Annotated in this window: 18 protein-coding genes and 4 tRNA genes; all 22 read right to left on the bottom strand. The window is 64.5% G+C overall.

The genetic code is table 11. From position 1 onward, the window contains the following. Positions 1–297, bottom strand: coding sequence for a 50S ribosomal protein L23 (rplW, locus tag J5F18_RS20300; RefSeq protein WP_346300300.1), 297 nt, complete (start codon positions 295–297; stop codon positions 1–3). Further along, complete coding sequence (gene rplD / locus J5F18_RS20305) at positions 294–899, bottom strand: 50S ribosomal protein L4 (protein WP_346300301.1); 606 nt, start codon at positions 897–899, stop codon at positions 294–296. Before rplD ends, rplW begins: the two co-directional genes overlap by 4 nt. A 14-nt stretch (positions 900–913) precedes the next feature. Further along, positions 914–1,552: a 50S ribosomal protein L3 gene (gene rplC / locus J5F18_RS20310; RefSeq protein WP_346300302.1), complete on the bottom strand. Its 639-nt coding sequence runs from the start codon at positions 1,550–1,552 to the stop codon at positions 914–916. 162 nt (positions 1,553–1,714) lie between these two features. After that, entirely contained in the window at positions 1,715–2,026 is a 312-nt protein-coding gene (rpsJ, locus tag J5F18_RS20315) for a 30S ribosomal protein S10 (protein WP_021819602.1), read from the bottom strand. 160 nt (positions 2,027–2,186) lie between these two features. After that, positions 2,187–3,380 carry an elongation factor Tu gene (gene tuf, locus J5F18_RS20320; protein ID WP_346300303.1) on the bottom strand — a complete coding sequence of 398 codons (1,194 nt, stop codon included), beginning with the start codon at positions 3,378–3,380 and terminating at the stop codon, positions 2,187–2,189. A 29-nt stretch (positions 3,381–3,409) separates the two neighbouring features. Continuing rightward, complete coding sequence (fusA, locus tag J5F18_RS20325; RefSeq protein ID WP_346300304.1) at positions 3,410–5,530, bottom strand: elongation factor G; 2,121 nt, start codon at positions 5,528–5,530, stop codon at positions 3,410–3,412. A gap of 48 nt (positions 5,531–5,578) precedes the next feature. Beyond that, on the bottom strand, positions 5,579–6,049 hold the full coding sequence (gene rpsG / locus J5F18_RS20330; RefSeq protein WP_110070665.1) for a 30S ribosomal protein S7: 471 nt from the start codon (positions 6,047–6,049) through the stop codon (positions 5,579–5,581). Between the two features lie 131 nt (positions 6,050–6,180). After that, the gene (rpsL, locus tag J5F18_RS20335) at positions 6,181–6,555 is read right to left on the bottom strand and encodes a 30S ribosomal protein S12 (protein WP_346300305.1); all 375 of its coding nucleotides are present in this window, start codon (positions 6,553–6,555) and stop codon (positions 6,181–6,183) included. 189 nt (positions 6,556–6,744) lie between these two features. Beyond that, a complete protein-coding gene (gene rpoC, locus J5F18_RS20340) occupies positions 6,745–10,965 on the bottom strand; it encodes a DNA-directed RNA polymerase subunit beta' (protein WP_346300306.1) in 4,221 nt (1,406 codons plus the stop codon). A gap of 82 nt (positions 10,966–11,047) precedes the next feature. Next, positions 11,048–15,127: a DNA-directed RNA polymerase subunit beta gene (gene rpoB, locus J5F18_RS20345; RefSeq protein WP_346300307.1), complete on the bottom strand. Its 4,080-nt coding sequence runs from the start codon at positions 15,125–15,127 to the stop codon at positions 11,048–11,050. Between the two features lie 235 nt (positions 15,128–15,362). Beyond that, positions 15,363–15,734 (bottom strand): 50S ribosomal protein L7/L12, encoded by a 372-nt coding sequence (gene rplL / locus J5F18_RS20350; RefSeq protein WP_346300308.1) that lies wholly within the window; start codon positions 15,732–15,734, stop codon positions 15,363–15,365. Between the two features lie 89 nt (positions 15,735–15,823). Next, positions 15,824–16,327, bottom strand: coding sequence for a 50S ribosomal protein L10 (rplJ, locus tag J5F18_RS20355; RefSeq protein WP_346302277.1), 504 nt, complete (start codon positions 16,325–16,327; stop codon positions 15,824–15,826). A gap of 281 nt (positions 16,328–16,608) precedes the next feature. Further along, the gene (gene rplA / locus J5F18_RS20360) at positions 16,609–17,301 is read right to left on the bottom strand and encodes a 50S ribosomal protein L1 (protein WP_346300309.1); all 693 of its coding nucleotides are present in this window, start codon (positions 17,299–17,301) and stop codon (positions 16,609–16,611) included. A gap of 2 nt (positions 17,302–17,303) precedes the next feature. Next, entirely contained in the window at positions 17,304–17,735 is a 432-nt protein-coding gene (gene rplK / locus J5F18_RS20365) for a 50S ribosomal protein L11 (protein WP_016419070.1), read from the bottom strand. A gap of 90 nt (positions 17,736–17,825) precedes the next feature. After that, the gene (gene nusG / locus J5F18_RS20370; RefSeq protein ID WP_346300310.1) at positions 17,826–18,359 is read right to left on the bottom strand and encodes a transcription termination/antitermination protein NusG; all 534 of its coding nucleotides are present in this window, start codon (positions 18,357–18,359) and stop codon (positions 17,826–17,828) included. An 8-nt stretch (positions 18,360–18,367) separates the two neighbouring features. Next, entirely contained in the window at positions 18,368–18,736 is a 369-nt protein-coding gene (gene secE, locus J5F18_RS20375; RefSeq protein WP_346300311.1) for a preprotein translocase subunit SecE, read from the bottom strand. Between the two features lie 71 nt (positions 18,737–18,807). Beyond that, a tRNA-Trp gene (locus J5F18_RS20380) sits at positions 18,808–18,883 on the bottom strand. Positions 18,884–19,028: 145 nt separating this feature from the next. Then, positions 19,029–19,103 (bottom strand) — tRNA-Thr (locus J5F18_RS20385). A 23-nt stretch (positions 19,104–19,126) separates the two neighbouring features. Beyond that, positions 19,127–19,200: transfer RNA gene (locus tag J5F18_RS20390), tRNA-Gly, on the bottom strand. A 49-nt stretch (positions 19,201–19,249) separates the two neighbouring features. Then, positions 19,250–19,333 (bottom strand) — tRNA-Tyr (locus tag J5F18_RS20395). Positions 19,334–19,453: 120 nt separating this feature from the next. After that, entirely contained in the window at positions 19,454–20,293 is an 840-nt protein-coding gene (locus J5F18_RS20400) for a type III pantothenate kinase (protein ID WP_346300312.1), read from the bottom strand. Beyond that, on the bottom strand, positions 20,290–21,273 hold the full coding sequence (locus J5F18_RS20405) for a biotin--[acetyl-CoA-carboxylase] ligase (protein ID WP_346300313.1): 984 nt from the start codon (positions 21,271–21,273) through the stop codon (positions 20,290–20,292). The genes J5F18_RS20400 and J5F18_RS20405 overlap by 4 nt, the downstream gene beginning before the upstream one ends. Positions 21,274–21,394 lie beyond the last annotated feature (121 nt).

Consider the following 21,394-nt stretch of genomic DNA (forward strand, 5'->3'; position numbering starts at 1 on the left):
TTATTCGGCGCCAGAGAAGTCTTCGAGGGTCTCGCCGCCGGCCAGCGTGACGTAGGCCTTGCGGTAACCCTTGCGATGACCCAGACCGTGCGCGGTGCGCTTGGTCTTGCCCTTTACGTTCAGCGTCTGAACGCGGTCGACCTTCTTGCCGAACAGAGCCTCGACGGCCTTCTTGATCTCAGGCTTGGTCGCGTCGCTGGCCACCTTGAACACGTACTGGTTGCGTTCGGCAGCCATGGCGGCCTTCTCGGTCACGTGCGGACCCAGCAGGACCTTGAATACACGCTCCTGGTTCATGCCAGCTTCTCCTCGAATTTACGCAGGGCGGAGACGGTGACCAGCACCTTGTCGAAGGCGATCAGACTCACCGGGTCAGCGGCAGCCACGTCCACCACATCCACGTTGGGGATGTTGCGGGCGGCCAGGTAGAGCTTCTCGTCGACTTCCTCGGTGACGATCAGCACCTTCTCCAGGCCCAGCTCACCGAGCTTGGCGACCAGCTGCTTGGTCTTGGGCGCCTCGACGGTGATCTCCTCGACGGCCACCAGGCGGTCCTGGCGAACCAGCTCGGAGAGGATGGCGCGCATCGCCGCACGGTACATCTTGCGGTTGACCTTCTGGCTGTGGTCCTGGGGACGCGCCGCGAAGGTCACGCCGCCACTGCGCCACAGCGGGGAGCGAATGGTACCGGCACGGGCACGACCGGTGCCCTTCTGGCGCCACGGCTTCTTGCCGCCGCCACGCACGTCGGAACGGTTTTTCTGAGCGCGAGTTCCCTGACGACCACCGGCCAGATAAGCGGTGACGACCTGGTGCACAAGCGCTTCATTGAATTCTTTGCCAAAGGTGGCGTCGGACACTTCGACGGTGCCGGCGCCGGCAGCAAGATTCAGATTCATCGGTGTTATCCCCTTCAGCCAGCTTTGACGGCGCTGCGCACGACGACGTCACTACCGGTGGCACCGGGCACGGCGCCCTTGACCAGCAGCAGGTTGCGTTCGGCGTCGACGCGCACGACTTCGAGGCTCTGGACGGTACAACGCACATTGCCCATCTGGCCTGCCATCTTCTTGCCCTTGAACACGCGGCCCGGAGTCTGGCACATGCCGATGGAACCCGGCGCGCGATGCGACAGGGAGTTGCCGTGGCTGTTGTCCTGGGTGCGGAAGTTCCAGCGTTTGACGGCGCCCTGGAAGCCCTTGCCCTTGGAAGTGCCGGTCACGTCGATCTTCTGACCAGCTTCGAAGAGGGATACGGTGAATTCGCCGCCCACTTCCGGAGCCTCATCGCCTGCTTCCAGGCGGAACTCCATCAGCGAACGACCGGCCTCGACACCCGCCTTGGCGTACTGACCCGCCTGGGCTTTGGTGAGGTGCTTGGCCTTGCGGGAGCCGGTTGTCACCTGAACCGCGGCGTAGCCGTCGGACTCGACGGTCTTGACGCGGGTGATGCGGTTAGGCTCAACCTCGATCACGGTCACGGGCACGGAAGCGCCATCCTCGGCGAAGACGCGGGTCATCCCGGCCTTCCTACCGACCAAACCGATAGTCATTCTCAGTCTCCTATAGTGTACGGGGCTATCACCCGCTATGGCTGCCCTTTCCAGAGCATTCCACTAGCACGTTGTATGGCGCCTCACGGCGCGGCGGCTGCTGCTCATGCTGCCCCTTCAGAAGAGGCGATGAGCGCTGGGCCGCGGGTGTCTAGTGTGGAATCAGTCGAGCTTGATCTGCACGTCCACGCCGGCGGCGAGGTCGAGCTTCATCAGGGCGTCAACGGTCTTTTCCGTGGGTTCGACGATGTCGAGCACACGCTTGTGGGTACGGATCTCGTACTGGTCACGCGCGTCCTTGTTGACGTGCGGCGAGATCAGCACGGTGTACCGCTCGCGATTGGTCGGCAGAGGAATCGGACCACGAACCTGGGCGCCGGTACGCTTGGCGGTCTCTACGATCTCCGCGGCGGACTGGTCGATCAGGCGATGGTCGAAGGCCTTCAACCGAATGCGAATCTTCTGGTTCTGCATTTGCCCTTAACTCCAATGGATCTCGACGGCGCGAGCCGTCTACCCACGCATTCAAAGGATGCGCATTATAGGCACGCCGCAGGCCAGTGTCAAACACTCCCCGCGGTGCGCAGAAAGGGGGCCCGCCAGGAGCCCCCTTCGATCATCGAGTCGCCGAAGCTTACTTGAGGATCTTGGCCACGACGCCGGCGCCGACGGTGCGGCCGCCTTCACGGATGGCGAAGCGCAGGCCGTCATCCATGGCGATCGGGGCAATCAGGGTCACGACCATCTTGACGTTGTCGCCCGGCATGACCATCTCGACGCCTTCCGGCAGCTCACAGGTACCGGTCACGTCGGTGGTGCGGAAGTAGAACTGCGGACGGTAGCCCTTGAAGAAGGGAGTGTGACGACCACCCTCTTCCTTTGACAGCACGTAGACTTCGGCCTCGAAGACGGTGTGCGGGGTGATGCTGCCCGGCTTGGCCAGCACCTGGCCACGCTCGACCTCGTCACGCTTGGTGCCGCGCAGCAGGGCGCCGACGTTCTCACCGGCACGACCTTCGTCGAGCAGCTTGCGGAACATCTCGACACCGGTGACGGTGGTCTTGGTGGTGTCGCGGATGCCGACGATCTCGATCTCTTCGCCAGCCTTGACGATGCCGCGCTCGATACGGCCGGTGACCACGGTGCCGCGGCCGGAGATGGAGAAGACGTCCTCGATCGGCATCAGGAACGGCTGGTCGATGGCGCGCTCCGGCTCCGGGATGTAGTCGTCCAGGGCCTTGATCAGGTTGGCAACGGCGGTGGTGCCCATGCCGTTGTCATCCTTGCCTTCCAGCGCCATCAGGGCAGAGCCGGTGATGATCGGGGTGTCGTCGCCCGGGAAGTCGTACTCGTTGAGCAGCTCGCGAACTTCCATCTCGACCAGCTCGAGCAGCTCCTCGTCATCGACCATGTCGGCCTTGTTCAGGAACACGACGATGTAGGGCACGCCGACCTGACGGGACAGCAGGATGTGCTCACGGGTCTGCGGCATGGGGCCGTCGGCAGCCGAACAGACCAGGATAGCGCCGTCCATCTGGGCGGCACCGGTGATCATGTTCTTGACGTAGTCGGCGTGGCCGGGGCAGTCGACGTGGGCGTAGTGACGCTGCTCGGACTGGTACTCAACGTGAGAGGTGGCGATGGTGATGCCGCGCTCACGCTCTTCCGGGGCGTTGTCGATGGTGTCGAACTCGCGCCAGTCGCCGCCGAACACCTCGGCAGAGACGCGGGTCAGGGCCGCAGTCAGAGTGGTCTTGCCGTGGTCGACGTGACCGATTGTGCCGACGTTGACGTGCGGTTTGGAACGCTCAAATTTTTCCTTAGCCACTGCTATAACCTCTTTACGTTAGCTAACGGTTAACCGTTTTGGTTGATGACGGCTTCAACGACGCTGGACGGCGCCTCTTCGTAATCCGCAAACTCCATGACGTAGCTTGCGCGGCCCTGGGTCTGAGAACGCAGATCGGTCGCGTAACCGAACATCTCAGCCAACGGAACCCGAGCGCGGATGATCTTGCCCATGGAGGAGTCATCCATGCCCGACACAAGGCCGCGACGGCGGTTCAGGTCGCCCATGACGTCACCCATGTAATCCTCGGGGGTCACGACCTCGACCTTCATCACCGGCTCCAGCAGCACGGCCTTGGCCTTCTTGGCACCCTCTTTGATCGCCATGGAAGAGGCGACCTTGAACGCGGTCTCGTTGGAGTCCACGTCGTGGTAGGAACCATCGTACAGCGTAACCTTGACGTCGATCATCGGGTAGCCCGCGATGACACCGTTCTGCAGCTGCTCGTAGGCCCCTTTCTCGACGGCCGGCACGTATTCCTTGGGAACCACGCCGCCGACGATCTCGGACGCGAATTTGAAGTGCAGCTCTTCATCTTCGCCCTTGTCTGCCGCGGTGAGCGGCTCGATGCGCAGCCAGACGTGGCCATACTGGCCGCGACCGCCGGACTGGCGCACAAACTTGCCTTCCTGCTCCACCGTGCCGCGAATGGTCTCGCGGTAGGCCACCTGCGGCTTGCCGATGTTGGCCTCGACCTTGAACTCACGACGCATGCGATCGACGATGATGTCGAGGTGCAGCTCGCCCATGCCGGAAATGATGGTCTGGCCGGTCTCCTCGTCGGTCTTGACGCGGAAGGAGGGGTCCTCCTGGGCCAGCTTGCCCAGCGCCACGCCCATCTTCTCCTGGTCGGCCTTGGACTTGGGCTCCACGGCCACGGAGATCACCGGATCCGGGAACTCCATGCGCTCGAGCACGATCTTGTTCTCGATGTCGCACAGGGTGTCACCGGTGGTGACGTCCTTGAGGCCGATACAGGCGGCGATGTCGCCGGCGTAGACTTCCTTGATCTCCTCGCGGGAGTTGGAGTGCATCTGCACGATACGGCCGACGCGCTCCTTCTTCTGCTTCACGGAGTTGTAGACGCTGTCGCCGGAGTTCAGCACGCCGGAGTAGACGCGGATGAAGGTCAGGGTGCCGACGAAGGGGTCGGTGGCGATCTTGAAGGCCAGGGCGGCGAAGGGGGCGCTGTCGTCCGCCTCGCGGGTGGCGATGGTGCCGTCCTTGTCGTCCAGCTCACCCTCGATGGCCTTGACCTCGACCGGAGAGGGCATGTATTCGATGACGGCGTCGAGCACCGCCTGCACGCCCTTGTTCTTGAACGCGGAGCCACAGGTCACCAGGACGAGCTCGTTGTCCAGGGTACGGCGGCGCAGGCCGGCCTTGATCTCCTCGGCGCTGAGCTCGCCCTCCTCGAGGTACTTCTCCATCAGCTCTTCGGAGGCCTCGGCGGCCGCCTCGACCATCTGCTCACGGAACTCTTCGGCCTTGGCCTGGAGCTCGGCGGGGATGTCCACCAGCTCGTAGCTCATGCCCTGATCGGCCTCGTTCCACTTGATGGCCTTCATCTCGATCAGGTCGATGACGCCCTTGAATTCATCCTCGGCGCCCCAGTTGATCTGGATCGGCACCGCGTTGGCGCCCAGGCGGTCCTTGAGCTGCTCGACGACCATGAAGTAGTCGGCGCCGGTGCGGTCCATCTTGTTGACGAACACCATGCGCGGGACTTCGTACTTGTTGGCCTGGCGCCAGACGGTCTCGGTCTGGGGCTGCACGCCGGAGGAGCCGCACAGCACCACCACGGCACCGTCGAGCACGCGCAGGGAACGCTCCACCTCGATGGTGAAGTCCACGTGTCCGGGGGTGTCGATGATGTTGATGCGGTGCTCGTCGAACTGCTGGTTCATCCCCTTCCAGAAGGTGGTCACAGCCGCGGAGGTGATGGTGATACCCCGCTCCTGCTCCTGCTCCATCCAGTCGGTGGTCGCCGCGCCGTCGTGTACCTCACCCAGCTTGTGGGAGAGGCCGGTGTAGAACAGTACACGCTCGGTCGTGGTGGTCTTGCCCGCATCGACGTGGGCGCAGATCCCGATGTTGCGGTAGCGATTGAGAGGTGTCTTGCGAGCCACGGTGGAACTCCCCGTTGGTTGGCGGTGCGTTGATTGACGCTACGCTTATCAGAAGCGGTAGTGCGAGAAGGCCTTGTTGGCTTCTGCCATGCGGTGCACGTCTTCACGCTTCTTGACCGCGGAGCCTTTGCCTTCGGCGGCATCCAGCATCTCGCCGGCGAGGCGCTGCACCATGGTCTTCTCGCCACGGCGACGCGCCGCATCCACCAGCCAGCGCATGGCCAGCGCCTGACGGCGGGACGGACGAACCTCAACGGGCACCTGATAGGTCGCACCGCCCACGCGGCGTGACTTCACCTCGACCATCGGCTGGATGGTTTCCAGCGCCTTGTCGAAGATCTCCAGCGGGTCTTCGTTACTGCGCTCGGCAACCCTGTCCAGCGCACCATAGACGATGCGCTCAGCTACGGACTTCTTGCCGCTGAACATCAGGTGGTTCATGAACTTCGCCAGACGCTCGCTTCCGAACTTGGGATCCGGGAGGATCTCGCGCTTGGCCGCAACTCTTCTTCTAGGCATGATAAGCCCTCTGTTGAAGGGTCCTTCAGGTAAACCCGGGACTCCCGCACGCCCTTATCGAACCCGCGACGCCCGACCTTACTCTTATCAGACCGATATCAATTCTGGATGAATACGTGTACCGCGGCCGATCAGGCCTTGGGACGCTTGGCGCCGTACTTGGAACGGCCCTGCTTGCGGTTCTGCACGCCGGAAGTATCCAGGGCGCCGCGCACGGTGTGATAGCGCACACCGGGCAGGTCCTTGACACGGCCGCCGCGGATCAGGACCACGGAGTGCTCCTGAAGGTTATGCCCCTCACCACCGATGTAGGAAGAGACCTCGTAGCCGTTGGTCAGGCGCACACGGCAGACCTTACGCAGGGCCGAGTTCGGCTTCTTCGGGGTGGTGGTGTAGACGCGGGTGCAGACGCCGCGCTTCTGCGGGCAAGCCTGCAGCGCCGGCACGTCGCTCTTGCTGACGGGGCGCTTGCGCGGCTTGCGCACCAGCTGATTGATTGTTGCCATCTATTGCTCCAATGGGTTGCCTTGGCGGTAGCGAGGTAGCCGCTCGCTATCCTGTATTGCACTGCCTTTCCAGCGGGTGCGGGCGCACCCGCCCCACTGTTAAAGGCTGCGCATTCTACTGGCTGACTCCAGTCGCCGTCAAGCCCGGCACGCATCCTCAGGCCGCGCCGGGCTTGGGGCCGACCGGGGTCAGAGTTCGTCGTCGTCCGAATCCAGCGCGGTGAGCTGGGCCCCAAGCTCCTGCTCCACGTCATAGGCCGACGGGGCCAGCAGGCGCTCGGTGTCCTCGCGCTTGCGGCGACGCTCGGCATGGTGGGTCAGGCCGGTCCCTGCCGGAATCAGGCGTCCCACCACCACGTTCTCCTTCAGGCCGCGCAGGTAGTCGCGCTTGCCGGTCACCGCCGCCTCGGTCAGCACCCGGGTGGTCTCCTGGAAGGAGGCCGCGGAGATGAACGACTCGGTGGCCAGGCTGGCCTTGGTGATGCCCAGCAGCACCCGCTGGTACTTGGCCGGGAACTTCTCCTCCTTCTCGAGGCGAGCATTCTGCTCCAGCACCCGCACCAGCTCGACCTGGTCGCCGGGAATGAAGTCGGAATCCCCGGCGTCGGTGATCTCCACCTTGCGCAGCATCTGACGCACGATCACCTCGATGTGCTTGTCGTTGATGCCCACGCCCTGGAGACGGTAGACCTCCTGGATCTCGGCGGTGATGTACTTGGCCAGCTCCGCCACGCCCAGCAGACGCAGGATGTCGTGGGGGTTGCTCGGACCGTCGGAGATCACCTCGCCCTTCTCGACGCTCTCGCCTTCGAACACTGCGATCTGACGCCACTTCGGAATCAGCATCTCGAAGGGATCGCCGCCACCCTCGGGGGTGATGGCCAGACGACGCTTGCCCTTGGTCTCCTTGCCGAAGCTGATCACGCCGCTGATCTCGGCGAGGATCGACGGCTCCTTCGGCTTGCGCGCCTCGAACAGATCGGCCACGCGGGGCAGCCCCCCGGTGATGTCCTTGTTGGCAGAGGCCTCCACCGGGATCCGTGCGACGATCTCGCCGACGCCGATCCGCGAGCCATTCTCGGCGGTAACGATGGCCTTGCCGGGCAGCAGGTACTGCACCGGGGTGTCGGAGCCGGAGACGGTCACCGGCTTGCCGTCGTCACCGGAGAGCAGGATCATCGGGCGCTTGTCGCGGCCGGCCATGGGTCGGGCCGCCGACTCGATCACCTCGATGGAGGAGAGACCGGTCATCTCGTCCACGCTGCGATGGATGGTCAGGCCCTCGTCCATGTCGGCGTACTGCACGGTGCCCTCGGCCTCGGCGACGATAGGGTGGGTATGGGGATCCCACTTGGCCACGGCCTGGCCGGCATCGACGCGGTCGCCGTCCTTGACGGAGAGCTCGGCGCCGTAGGGCAGCTTGTAGTACTCGCGCTCGCGGCCATGCTCGTCGGCCACCGCCAGGGCGCTGGAGCGGGAGACCACCACCAGCTTGCCGTCGGTGCGCTCCACGAACTTGATGTTGTGCAGGCGCACGCGGCCGCCGTGCTTGACCTGGACGCTGTCCACGGCCGAGGCCCGGGAGGCCGCGCCGCCGATGTGGAAGGTCCGCATGGTCAGCTGGGTGCCCGGCTCGCCGATGGACTGCGCCGCGATGACGCCCACCGCCTCGCCGATGTTGACCTGGTGACCGCGCGCCAGGTCGCGACCGTAACAGGCCGAGCAGACGCCGTGGTGGGTCTCGCAGGCGATGGCGCTGCGCACCACGATCTCGTCGACGCCCATGGTGTCGAGCTCGGCGCACCACTTCTCGTCGAGCAGGGTGTTGCGCGGGATCAGCACCTCCTCGGTGGCCGGGTCGATGACGTCCTGGGCGACGACGCGCCCCAGCACGCGCTGGGCCAGGGAGACGATGATGTCGCCGCCCTCGATGACCGGATGCAGGGTCAGGCCGTTCTCGGTGCCGCAGTCGGTCTCGGTGATCACCATGTCCTGGGCCACGTCCACCAGGCGACGCGTCAGGTAGCCGGAGTTGGCGGTCTTCAGTGCCGTATCCGCCAGGCCCTTACGGGCGCCGTGGGTCGAGATGAAGTACTGCAGGACGTTCAGGCCTTCACGGAAGTTGGCGACGATCGGCGTCTCGATGATCGAACCATCCGGCTTGGCCATCAGGCCGCGCATGCCCGCCAGCTGACGGATCTGGGCGGCGCTACCCCGGGCCCCGGAGTCGGCCATGATGAAGACGCTGTTGAAGGAGTCCTGCTCGACCTCGTTGCCGTCACGGTCGACCACGGTCTCCTTGGAGATGCCGACCATCATCGCCTTGGCCACCTTGTCGTTGGCCTTGGACCAGATGTCGATCACCTTGTTGTACTTCTCGCCGGCGGTGACGAGGCCCGAGGAGAACTGGTCCTCGATCTCCTTCACCTCCTCCTCGGCGGCCTCGATGATCTCGGCCTTGGCATCCGGGATGACGAAGTCGTTGACGCCGATGGAGGCGCCGGACCAGGTGGCCAGACGGAAGCCGGTGTACATCAGCTGGTCGGCGAAGATCACGGTCGGCTTGAGGCCGGCGCGACGGTACACCTCGTTGAGCAGCTTGGAGATCGCCTTCTTCTTCATCGGCTGATCCACCAGCGCGAAGGGCACCCCTTCCGGCAGGATGCGAAACAGCAGCGCACGGCCCACGGTGGTATCGTGCAGGCCCCGCAGCTCGCGCTTGTCGCCGGTCTCCTCGTCGATCTCCACCTCGGTCAGGCGCACCTTGACACGGGCATGCAGCTCGACGCTCTGGGTGCCGAAGGCGCGCTCCACCTCATCGAGGTTGGCGAACACCATGCCCTCGCCCTTGGCGTTGATCTTTTCGCGGGTCATGTAGTAGAGACCCAGCACCACGTCCTGGGAGGGCACGATGATCGGCTCGCCGTTGGCCGGCGACAACACGTTGTTGGTGGCCATCATCAGCGCCCGAGCCTCGAGCTGGGCTTCCAGGGTCAACGGCACGTGGACCGCCATCTGGTCACCGTCGAAGTCGGCGTTGTAGGCGGCACACACCAGCGGGTGCAGCTGGATCGCCTTGCCCTCGATCAGCAGCGGCTCGAAGGCCTGGATGCCGAGGCGGTGCAGGGTCGGCGCGCGGTTGAGCAGCACCGGGTGCTCGCGGATGACATCGGCGAGGATGTCCCACACCTCGGGCAGCTCGCGCTCGACCATCTTCTTGGCGGCCTTGATGGTGGAGGCGTAGCCCAGGGACTGCAGCTTGGAATAGATGAACGGCTTGAACAGCTCCAGCGCCATCTTCTTGGGCAGGCCGCACTGGTGCAGGCGCAGGGTCGGGCCCACGGTGATGACCGAGCGGCCGGAGTAGTCGACGCGCTTGCCGAGCAGGTTCTGGCGGAAGCGACCCTGCTTGCCCTTGATCATGTCGGCCAGGGACTTGAGCGGGCGCTTGTTGGAGCCGGTGATGGCACGGCCGCGACGGCCGTTGTCCAGCAGGGCGTCTACCGCTTCCTGCAGCATGCGCTTCTCGTTGCGCACGATGATGTCCGGCGCATTGAGGTCGAGCAGCCGCTTGAGACGGTTGTTGCGGTTGATCACGCGGCGGTAGAGGTCGTTGAGATCGGAGGTGGCGAAGCGGCCGCCGTCCAGCGGGACCAGCGGACGCAGGTCCGGCGGCAGCACCGGCAGCACCTCCATGACCATCCACGCCGGCGCATTGCCGGAGTTGTAGAAGGCCTCCAGCAGCTTGAGCCGCTTGGAAAGCTTCTTGATCTTGGTCTCGGAGTTGGTCTGGGGGATCTCCTCGCGCAGGCGATCGATCTCCTCGCCCAGCTCGATGTCCTTGAGCAGCGCCTGGATCGCCTCGGCACCCATGCGGGCATCGAAGTCGTCGCCGAACTCCTCGAGGGCCTCGAAGTACTGCTCGTCGTTGAGCAGTTGGCCGCGCTCCAGGGTGGTCATGCCCGGGTCGATGACCACGAAGCTCTCGAAGTAGAGCACGCGCTCGATATCGCGCAGGGTCATGTCCAGGAACATGCCGATGCGGGAGGGCAGCGACTTCAGGAACCAGATATGGGCGACCGGGCTGGCCAGCTCGATGTGGCCCATGCGCTCGCGGCGCACGGCGGCCTTGGTGACCTCCACGCCGCACTTCTCGCAGATGATACCGCGATGCTTCATGCGCTTGTACTTGCCGCACAGGCACTCGTAGTCCTTGACCGGGCCGAAGATCTTGGCGCAGAACAGGCCGTCGCGCTCCGGCTTGAAGGTGCGGTAGTTGATGGTCTCGGGCTTCTTGACCTCGCCGTAGGACCAGGAGCGGATCATGTCCGGCGACGCCAGCGTGATCTTGATCGCGTCGAACTCTTCGGACTGAGACTGCGATTTGAGGACTTTCACCAAATCTTTCATGGGGTCGGCTCCGCTGCGGAGTTGTCATGGGCGGGGGCGCGTACGCCCCCGCGGACCGTCATTCTGTGAAGCGTCGGCCGCCTCAGCTCTCAAGCTCGATGTCGATGCCCAGCGAGCGGATCTCCTTCACCAGCACGTTGAAGGACTCCGGCATGCCCGCCTGCATGGTGTGGTCGCCGTCCACGATGTTCTTGTACATCTTGGTACGACCCTCCACGTCATCGGACTTGACGGTGAGCATCTCCTGGAGGGTGTAGGCCGCGCCGTAGGCCTCCAGCGCCCATACCTCCATCTCACCGAAGCGCTGACCACCGAACTGCGCCTTGCCGCCCAGCGGCTGCTGGGTGACCAGGGAGTAGGAGCCGGTGGAGCGGGCGTGCATCTTGTCGTCCACCAGGTGGTTGAGCTTGAGCATGTACATGTAGCCGACGGTCACCGGACGGTCGAAGGCGTCGCCGGTACGGCCGTCATAGAGCGTCATCTGGCCGGAGTCCGGCAGGTCGGCCAGGCGTAGCAGGTGCTTGATTTCGCCCTCCTCGGCACCGTCGAACACCGGCGTGGACATCGGCACGCCGCCCTTGAGGTTCCTCGCCAGGGCGATCACCTCATCGTCGGTGAGGCTGTCGAGATCCTCGACCCGGGTGCCCGGGGTCGAGTTGTAGACCTGTCCCAGGAACTCGCGCAGCTCGGCCACCTGCTGTTGGCGAGCGTCGCGCAGCAGCGCATCGATCTTGCGACCCAACCCCCAGGCGGCTAGGCCCAGGTGCGTCTCGAGGATCTGCCCCACATTCATGCGCGAGGGAACGCCCAGCGGGTTGAGCACCACGTCCACCGGCTCGCCGTTGTCATCGAAGGGCATGTCCTCGATGGGCATGATCGCCGAGATGACGCCCTTGTTACCGTGACGGCCGGCCATCTTGTCGCCAGGCTGCAGGCGGCGCTTCACCGCCATGTAGACCTTGACGATCTTGAGCACGCCCGGAGCCAGGTCGTCGCCCTGGGTGAGCTTGCGCTTCTTGTCTTCGAAGCGCTCATCCATCTCCTTGCGACGGTTCTCCAGCTGCTCGTCGGCCTGGGCCAAGAGTTCATTGAGCGCCTCGTCCTGAAGACGCAGCTTGAACCACTGCTGGCGCGGCAGCTCCTCGAGATAGCTCTCGGTCAGCACGTCGTCCTTCTTCAGCCGGGGGCCACCGTTGACGGCCTGGCCGGTCAGGGTGCGCTTGAGGCGCTCGAAGGTGGCGTCCTCGGCGATGCGGTAGGTCTCCTGAAGGTCCTTGCGCACCTCGTCGAGCTGCATTTGTTCGATGGCCAGCGCCCGGGAGTCCTTCTCCACCCCGTCGCGGGTGAACACCTGGACGTCGATGACGGTCCCCTTCATGCCGGTGGGGGCGCGCAGGGAGGTGTCCTTCACGTCGGAGGCCTTCTCGCCGAAGATCGCGCGCAGCAGCTTCTCTTCCGGGGTCAGCTGGGTCTCGCCCTTGGGAGTGACCTTGCCGACAAGGATATCGCCCGGACCCACCTCGGCGCCGATGTAGACCACGCCCGCCTCGTCCAGTTTGGAGAGCGCCGACTCGCCCACGTTGGGGATATCGGAGGTGATCTCCTCCGGCCCCAGCTTCGTGTCGCGAGAAACGCAGGTCAGCTCCTGGATGTGGATGGTGGTGAAGCGGTCTTCCTGGACCACCCGCTCGGAGAGCAGGATGGAGTCCTCGAAGTTGTAGCCGTTCCAGGGCATGAAGGCGATGCGCATGTTCTGGCCCAGGGCCAGGTCACCCATGTCCACGGAGGGACCATCGGCGAGGATGTCACCGCGCGCCACGCTGTCGCCGGGCCGCACGATAGGCCGCTGGTTCTGGCAGGTGTTCTGGTTCGAGCGCACGTACTTGGTGAGGTTATAGATATCGACGCCGGCCTCGCCGCCGATGATCTCATCCTCGCTGACCCGGACCACGATGCGCTTGGCGTCGACGGAGTCGATCACCCCACCTCGGCGCGCCACGGCACAGACGCCGGAGTCGCGGGCCACGAAGCGTTCCATGCCGGTACCAACCAGCGGCTTGTCGGCGCGCAGGGTGGGCACCGCCTGACGCTGCATGTTGGCCCCCATCAGGGCGCGGTTGGCGTCATCATGCTCGAGGAAGGGGATCAGGGCCGCCGCCACGGAGACCACCTGGCGCGGAGAGACGTCCATCAGGGTCACCTGCTCGGGACGCATGAAGGTGGTCTCGCCCTTGTGGCGCACCTGCACCAGGTCGTCCACCAGCTTGCCGGACTCGTCCACGGTGGCCGAGGCCTGGGCGATGACGAAGTCGCCCTCCTCGATGGCGGAGAGGTGCACGAGATCGTCGGTGACCTGGCTGTCCACCACCTTGCGGTACGGGGTCTCCAGGAAGCCGTAGCTGTTGGTGTGGCTATAGGTCGCCAGGGAGTTGATCAGGCCGATGTTGGGGCCTTCCGGGGTCTCGATCGGGCACAGGCGACCGTAGTGGGTGGCGTGAACGTCGCGCACCTCGAAGCCGGCGCGCTCGCGGGTCAGGCCGCCCGGGCCGAGGGCGGAGACGCGACGCTTGTGGGTCACCTCGGAGAGCGGGTTGTTCTGGTCCATGAACTGGGAGAGCTGGCTGGAACCGAAGAACTCCTTGACCGCCGCGGCGACGGGCTTGGCGTTGATCAGGTCCTGGGGCATCAGCCCCTCGCTCTCGGCCATGGAGAGGCGCTCCTTGACCGCGCGCTCGACGCGCACCAGGCCCACGCGGAATTGGTTCTCGGCCATCTCGCCCACGCAGCGGATACGGCGGTTGCCCAGGTGGTCGATATCGTCCACCTCGCCGAAGCCGTTACGGATGTGGATCAACTCCTTGAGCACATCCAGGATATCGCGCTTGTCGAGCACACCGGAGCCGGTATCGGCGTCGCGGCGCAGTCGACGGTTGAACTTCATGCGGCCGACGCCGGACAGGTCATAGCGGTCAGCGGTGAAGAACAGGTTGTGGAACAGCGTCTCGGCGGCCTCCTTGGTGGGCGGCTCACCGGGGCGCATCATGCGATAGATCTCGACCAGCGCTTCGAGCTGGGAACCGGTGGTATCCAGCCGCAGGGTATCGGAGATGAAGGGACCGCAGTCGAGGTCGTTGGTGTAGAGCGTCTCGAGGCGAGTGATGCCGGCCTGACCGATCTTTTCCAGCAGCTCCGGGGTGATCTCGCTGTTGCAGGGGCAGATCAGCTCACCGGTGCTCGGGTCCACCTGGTCGCGGGCCAGGGTCTTGCCGTACAGGTACTCCATCGGCACCTCGAGGCGCTCGAGGCCGGCCTTCTCCAGCTGGCGGATATGCTTCTGGGTGATGCGGCGCCCTTCCTCGACGATCACGCTGCCGTCGGCATCCTTGATGTCGAAGGTGGCGGTCTCGCCGCGCAGGCGCGACGGCACCAGTTCCACCGAGAAACCGGACTTCTCGATATGGAAGGTGCTGGTATCGAAGAACTCCTCGAGGATCTCCTCGGCGCTCATGCCCAGCGCGCGCAGCAGCACGGACGCCGGCAGCTTGCGACGACGGTCGATGCGCACGAAGACGCTGTCCTTGGGATCGAACTCGAAGTCGAGCCAGGAGCCGCGGTAGGGAATCACGCGGGCCGAGTAGAGCAGCTTGCCGGAGGAGTGGCTCTTGCCCTTGTCATGATCGAAGAACACGCCGGGGGAGCGGTGCAGCTGGGAAACGATGACGCGCTCGGTGCCGTTGACCACGAAGGTCCCGTTCTCGGTCATCAGGGGGATCTCCCCCATGTAGACTTCCTGCTCCTTGATGTCCTTGATCGCCTTGTTCGACGACTCCTTGTCGTAGATGATCAGGCGAACCTTGACGCGCAGCGGTGCCGAGTAGGTGACGCCACGCAGCTGGCACTCCTTGACGTCGAAGGCCGGGGTGCCGAAACGGTAGCTCACGTACTCCAGGGCGGCGTTACCGGAAAAGCTCTCGATCGGGAAGACAGACTTGAAGGCGGCGTGCAGGCCGACCTCCATGCGCTCTTCGGGCGAACGGTCCTGCTGGAGGAAGTCGTAGTAGGAATCAAGCTGGATCGCCAGCAGGTAGGGCACATCCATCACTTGGGGCAGTTTGCCGAAATCCTTGCGGATGCGTTTTTTCTCAGTGTATGAGTAAGCCATCTGTATTCCCCAGCTTGTTCACCATGGGTGACCGATGCGTGGTCGGCGCCACCCGACGGGGCGCGGCTCCGTCAGGCGATGAAGGCAAGCGCCGTGGGGTCGCTCGCCTTCGGAATTCGGCTGGCGGTTCTGCGCCGTGCGCAGAGGCCAGTGACAACAGAAAAAGGCCGGCAGCGGGTGTCCCGCCACCAGCCGTGGAAGCTTACGCAGCGCGTGAAGCCATGGAGCCCAAGTCTTACTTGAGTTCCACGCCCGCGCCGGCCTCTTCCAGCTTGGCCTTGGCCGCTTCTGCGTCTTCCTTGGACATGGCCTCCTTGATGGTCGCCGGCGCGCCGTCGACGGCACCCTTGGCTTCCTTCAGGCCCAGGCCGGTGATCTCACGAACCACCTTGATCACGTTGACCTTCTTCTCGCCGGCGCTGGTCAGGACCAGGTCGAACTCGGTCTGCTCTTCGGCAGCGGCTTCACCGCCGGCAGCCGGGCCGGCCATCACGGCGGCAGCGGCAGAGACGCCGAACTTCTCTTCCATGGCCTCGATCAGCTCGACCACTTCCATGACGGACATGTCGGCGACGGCGTTGATGATGTCTTCTTTGGTCAGTGCCATTGTCACGTTTCCTAACTTTGCGGGAGTCGCGGTTACCCGTCGACTCGGGATTCAATATGAGATTCAGGCAGCCAGCAGGAGTTCGCCGCTCAGGCGGCCTCTTCCTGCTTCTGGTCGCGCAGTGCAGCCAGGGTACGGACCAGCTTGCCGGCGGACGCTTCCTTCATCACGGACATCAGCTTGGCGATGGCCTCGTCGTAGGTCGGCAGGGTCGCCAGACGGTCGATGTCGGCAGCCGGAATCAACTCGCCTTCGTAGGCCAGCGCCTTGACTTCGAACTCCTTCTCCTGCTTGGCGAACTCCTTGAACAGGCGGGCGGCAGCGCCCGGATGCTCGGTGGAGAAGGCCAGCAGGGTCGGGCCCACGAAGCTCTCGGTCAGGCACTCCCACTGGGTGCCTGACAGGGCGCGGCGCGCCAGGGTGTTGCGAACAACACGCAGCTGGACGCCATTCTCGCGGGCCTGCTTGCGCAGGTCGGTCATCTTCTCGACCGTGACACCACGAGAATCGGCAACTACGACGGAGAGCGCATCCTTGGCCGCTTCACTGACCTCGGCAACAATCGCCTTCTTGCCTTCGAGTGCTAGTGGCACAGTGATCACTCCTTCGTGCCGGAACCTCGCATTGAGGACTCCGGTGGTTACCATCTCCCCCGCCTTCGACTCGAGAGCCGTTGCGCGGAGGTCCTGGGTGATGGTGCTCACCAGAAGCCTGGCGGCCACACCATCTGCGCAGGCCACCCCGAAGGGATGATTAAGCCGCCCTTCACGAAGAGGGGCGGCACCTGCGGTCTTTGACGGTGCCCCGCCGGCGAGTCATGACGCCTCACGGGGACCGCAAAGTTCTTGCTGGAGCATCACTCCGTTGACTGGCCTCAGACCAGCGCGGAGTGATCGAGGGTCAGGCCCGGGCCCATGGTGGTGGACAGGGTGACCTTCTTGAAGTAGATGCCCTTGGAGGTGCTCGGCTTGAGCTTCTTCAGGTCGGCGATCAGCGCCTCCAGGTTGCCCTGGATGGCGGCCGCGTCGAAGTCGACCTTGCCAAGGGTGGTATGAATGATGCCGTTCTTGTCGGTACGGAAGCGCACCTGGCCGGCCTTGGCGTTCTTGACCGCCGTGGCCACGTCCGGGGTCACGGTGCCGACCTTGGGGTTCGGCATCAGGCCGCGCGGGCCGAGGATCTGGCCCAGCTGGCCGACGACGCGCATGGCATCCGGCGAGGCGATCACGACATCGAAGTCGAGCTGACCCTTCTTGACCTGCTCAGCCAGGTCGTCCATGCCGACGATGTCGGCACCGGCCTCCTTGGCGGCGTCGGCGTTGGCACCCTGGGTGAAGACGGCAACGCGCACGTCCTTGCCGGTACCGTTGGGCATCACGGTCGCACCGCGCACCACCTGGTCGGATTTACGCGGATCAACGCCCAGGTTGATGGCGACGTCCAGGGACTCCTTGAACTTGACGGTGGAGAGCTCGGCGAGCAGGGCCACGGCCTCTTCCAGGGAGTAGGCCTTGGTAGCGTCGACCTTTTCGCGAATCAGCTGCGCGCGCTTGGACAGTTTAGCCATGATCAGAGACCCTCCACGTTCAGGCCCATGCTGCGGGCGCTACCGGCAATGGTACGCACCGCGGCGTCGAGATCGGCAGCCGTCAGATCCGGCTCCTTGGTCTTGGCGATCTCCTCGAGCTGCTCGCGGGTCACGGTACCGACCTTCTTCTTGTTCGGCTCACCGGAGCCGGACTTGATCCCAGCGGCCTTCTTCAGCAGGACGGCAGCGGGCGGGGTCTTGGTGACGAAGGTGAAGCTGCGATCGGAATAGACGGTGATCACCACGGGAGTGGGCAGACCCGGCTCGATCTCCTGGGTCGCGGCGTTGAACGCCTTGCAGAACTCCATGATGTTCACACCGTGCTGACCCAGCGCGGGGCCCACGGGGGGACTCGGGTTGGCTTTGCCAGCTGCGACCTGCAGCTTGATGTAAGCCTGTACTTTCTTGGCCATGGTAAGACTCCAGTTGGGTAGTAGCGCCTTGCGGCTCCCCGGTGATGCGGCCGCCTCGGCGACCGCCTTGCAGGTGTCAGGCCGAGTGGATCACTCCTTCTCGACCTGAGCGAATTCCAGTTCGACAGGTGTCGCGCGACCGAAGATCAGCACGCTGACCTGCAGGCGACTCTTGTCGTAGTTGACCTCTTCGACCACGCCGTTGAAGTCGGCGAAGGGGCCGTCAACAACACGCACGGACTGACCCGGCTCGAATAGTGTCTTGGGACGCGGCTTGTCGGTGCCGTCCTGGACGCGACGCAGGATAGCGTCGGCTTCACGCTGGGTGATCGGCGCCGGCTTCTCCTTGGTCCCGCCGATGAACCCCATCACCCGCGGCGTCTCGTTGACCAGGTGCCAGGTCTCGTCATCCATCTCCATCTCGACCAGCACGTAGCCGGGATAGAACTTGCGCTCACTCTTGCGGCGCTTGCCGTCACGCATCTCGACGACCTCTTCGGTCGGCACCAGGATCTCGCCGAAGCGTTCCTCCATGCCGTACATCTTCACGCGCTCCTTCAGGGAGCGCATGACATGCTTCTCGAAGCCGGAGTAGGCGTGTACGACGTACCAACGCTTGGACATGGGGGCTCCTAACCAATGACGCCGGACATCGCCCAGCCAAGAAGGGTGTCGATCAGCCACAGCATCAGACCGACCACCAGCACGGCGACCAGCACGATCGCCGTGGTCTGCACGGTTTCGGGGCGCGTTGGCCATACCACACGCTGGATCTCTTTCTTGGCGGCACGGGCCAGCTCGGCAAGCTCGCGCCCCCTGGTGGTGGTCAGCGCTACCACTGCGGCCAGCACGCTCAGCGCGACGACACCCAGCACACGATAGAGCAGGGCCTGGTCGGCAAAGTAGGTATTACCCACCACGGCCAGAACCAGCAGAGTGATGACAACCGCCCACTTGAGTCCGTCGTGGCGCGACTCCTGCACCTCGGCGTTATGCTTCATGAAAACGGGACTCCTCAGGCGCGGCAATCGAAACGTGAAATCTTCAGGGAACTCGCCAGCCTGGGGAAGACTGGCAGGCCAGGAGGGAATCGAACCCCCAACCTGCGGTTTTGGAGACCGCTGCTCTGCCAATTGAGCTACTGGCCTGTTTCTGCCTCTTGACCACCCTTTGCAAGCGGCCCGACAACAGCGGGCGCCATTTTAGCGGATACAACTCCGCCTGACAACCCCCTTCCACCGCCCTGCCGAGGACGGAAAGAGAAAAGGCGAGCCTGCGCCCGCCTTTTCAATGTGGAGCTCATGGACGGATTTGAACCGTCGACCTCACCCTTACCAAGGGTGTGCTCTACCCCTGAGCTACATGAGCAAAACCCTTGCATCCTGAGATGCTGGAGCGGGCAGCGGGAATCGAACCCGCACCATCAGCTTGGAAGGCTGAGGTTCTACCATTGAACTATGCCCGCCTACCCATTCTTGCTGCCCTCACCCAGCGTCTGGGTGCCGGCGTAATTCTGGTGGAGGGGGAAGGATTCGAACCTTCGAAGCTTTCGCGGCAGATTTACAGTCTGCTCCCTTTGGCCACTCGGGAACCCCTCCAACTGGTGGCACATCCTACCACCTTCCATCCCGTTGTCAAGATACTGTTTTATCAGTCTTCTCGACAGCAAAACCCGTGACGCGAGACCACCGGCTTGCCTTGGAACGCGGCGCATTGTGTCAAAGCAGCATGGAGAATGCAAGCCCCGCACGAATCTTTTCCAGCGACACCGGCCCCGGCACCCGAGGCGCGCCGGACATGCGCCCGGCCCGCTCGGCCGCGGTCATCGGAAAGCAGACCTCAAGGCCGCCGTAGACCATGTCCGGCCAGACCGCATGGGGCACCTGGAGACCTCGCGAGACCACCCGGGCATCCCCTCCGGTCAGCAGCAAGGGCAGCGCCACGCCCTCCATGTCGCACACCTCGGCATAGACGCGATTGATGGCGCTGACCGCCGCCATGTAGATGCCGTGGTTGACCGCCTCGACCGTCCGCCGCCCGGGGATCAGGAGCTCCTCGGCCTCGCTGTCCGGATCGATGGCGACGTTGCGCGTGCCGAGCTTGAGGCTCTCCTTCATCAGCCTCAGGCCCGGCAGGATATACCCCCCCAGATGGCGACCACCCGGCAGCACGAAGTCGATGGTGATGGCACTGCCGCAGTCCACGGCGCAGCAGCCTCCGGCTAGCTGGTAGCCGGCCAGCGCGCCCATCCAGCGATCCACGCCGAGCCGCTCGGGCTCCTCATAGCCGTTGGTGACCCCGAGCGCCTCCGCAGTCGAGCGCGCCACCTGGACATGCCCCACCCGTCGCCTCAGCAACGCCACGGTCTCCTCCAGCACCGCCCGGCGAGCGACGCTGGAGATTCGCACCGCCTCGACCACATCCAGATCGGGGATATCGGCGCCGGGACGCCACTCCTCACGGGTCCAGACAGCGCCACGGGAGCGGATCTCGCTGCTGTCGGCGTCCTTCAACCGCCACTTGGAGAGGGTGTTGCCGATATCCAGGTCGAGGATCATGGCCGGGCCCGCACGCTAATTTCGCCGCCCGCCAGGCGAACCAGACGGCCCTCCTGGCGCACCAGCAGGTTACCTGACGCATCAACGGACTCCGCGACGGCGAGCTCACGGCGCGTCCCCCGCAGGATCTCCACTTCACTGCCAGCGAAGGCGTGACGGGTATTCCACGCCTCCTGCCAGGCCGAAAAGCCACCTTCCTCGAAGTGCGCCACCAGAGGCAGGAGCGCCTCGATCAGCTCCAGGGCAAGCGCATTGCGGGAGACATCGGGGGCCTGATCATGGACGGCCGCAGCCGGCTGATCGAGCCCCTCCCGGAAGGACGGCGGCAGGCTGACGTTGATTCCCATGCCGATGACCACTTCACAGGGACCTGCGGTATCGCCGGCCACCTCCACCAGGATACCGGCCAGTTTGCCGAACTGGCTGCCCGGCATCTCGAGCAACACATCGTTGGGCCACTTGAGCCACGGCGCCACTCCATGACGCTCCAGCACCTGGGCCAGCGCCACGCCCACGGCCAGACTCAGACCCTCCAGAGCAGCCACCCCCGACTCCACTCGCCAGCCCAGCGAAAGCATCAGGCTGCGCCCCCAGGGCGTGGTCCAGACGCGACCACGACGACCGCGACCGGCACTCTGCTGTTCCACCAGACACACTTCGCCATGCCCGGCGCCCTGCTCGAAGCGCTCACGCAAGAACGCATTGGAGGATGCAAGCGTCTCCTCCACGAAGAGCCGCGAAAGATAGGTCCGCGCCTCCCGGGAGAGGCCCGCCACGACGCGCCCGCCGTCCAGCAGCTCCAGCGGCTCGGCGAGTCGGTAACCCTGCCCCTTCACGGCCTCCATGGCGATCCCGAGCGCATCGAGCTTACGAAGCTGCTTCCAGACGGCCGCCCGCGACACGCCGAGACGTTCGCCGAGTTGCTCGCCGGAGTGAAACTCGCCATCGCTGAGCAGGCGAATCAGATCTCCGATGGTCATGCGTCACTCTCTGACGGGAAAGTGCCCATTCTAGCGGATGGGATGCATCCCCGGAAACGCTGCGGACAGAAACGACGAAACCCCGACCAGTTGGCCGGGGTTTCTGAAGAAGTGCCTGACG

This window comes from Halomonas sp. BM-2019 (genome assembly GCF_017584085.1).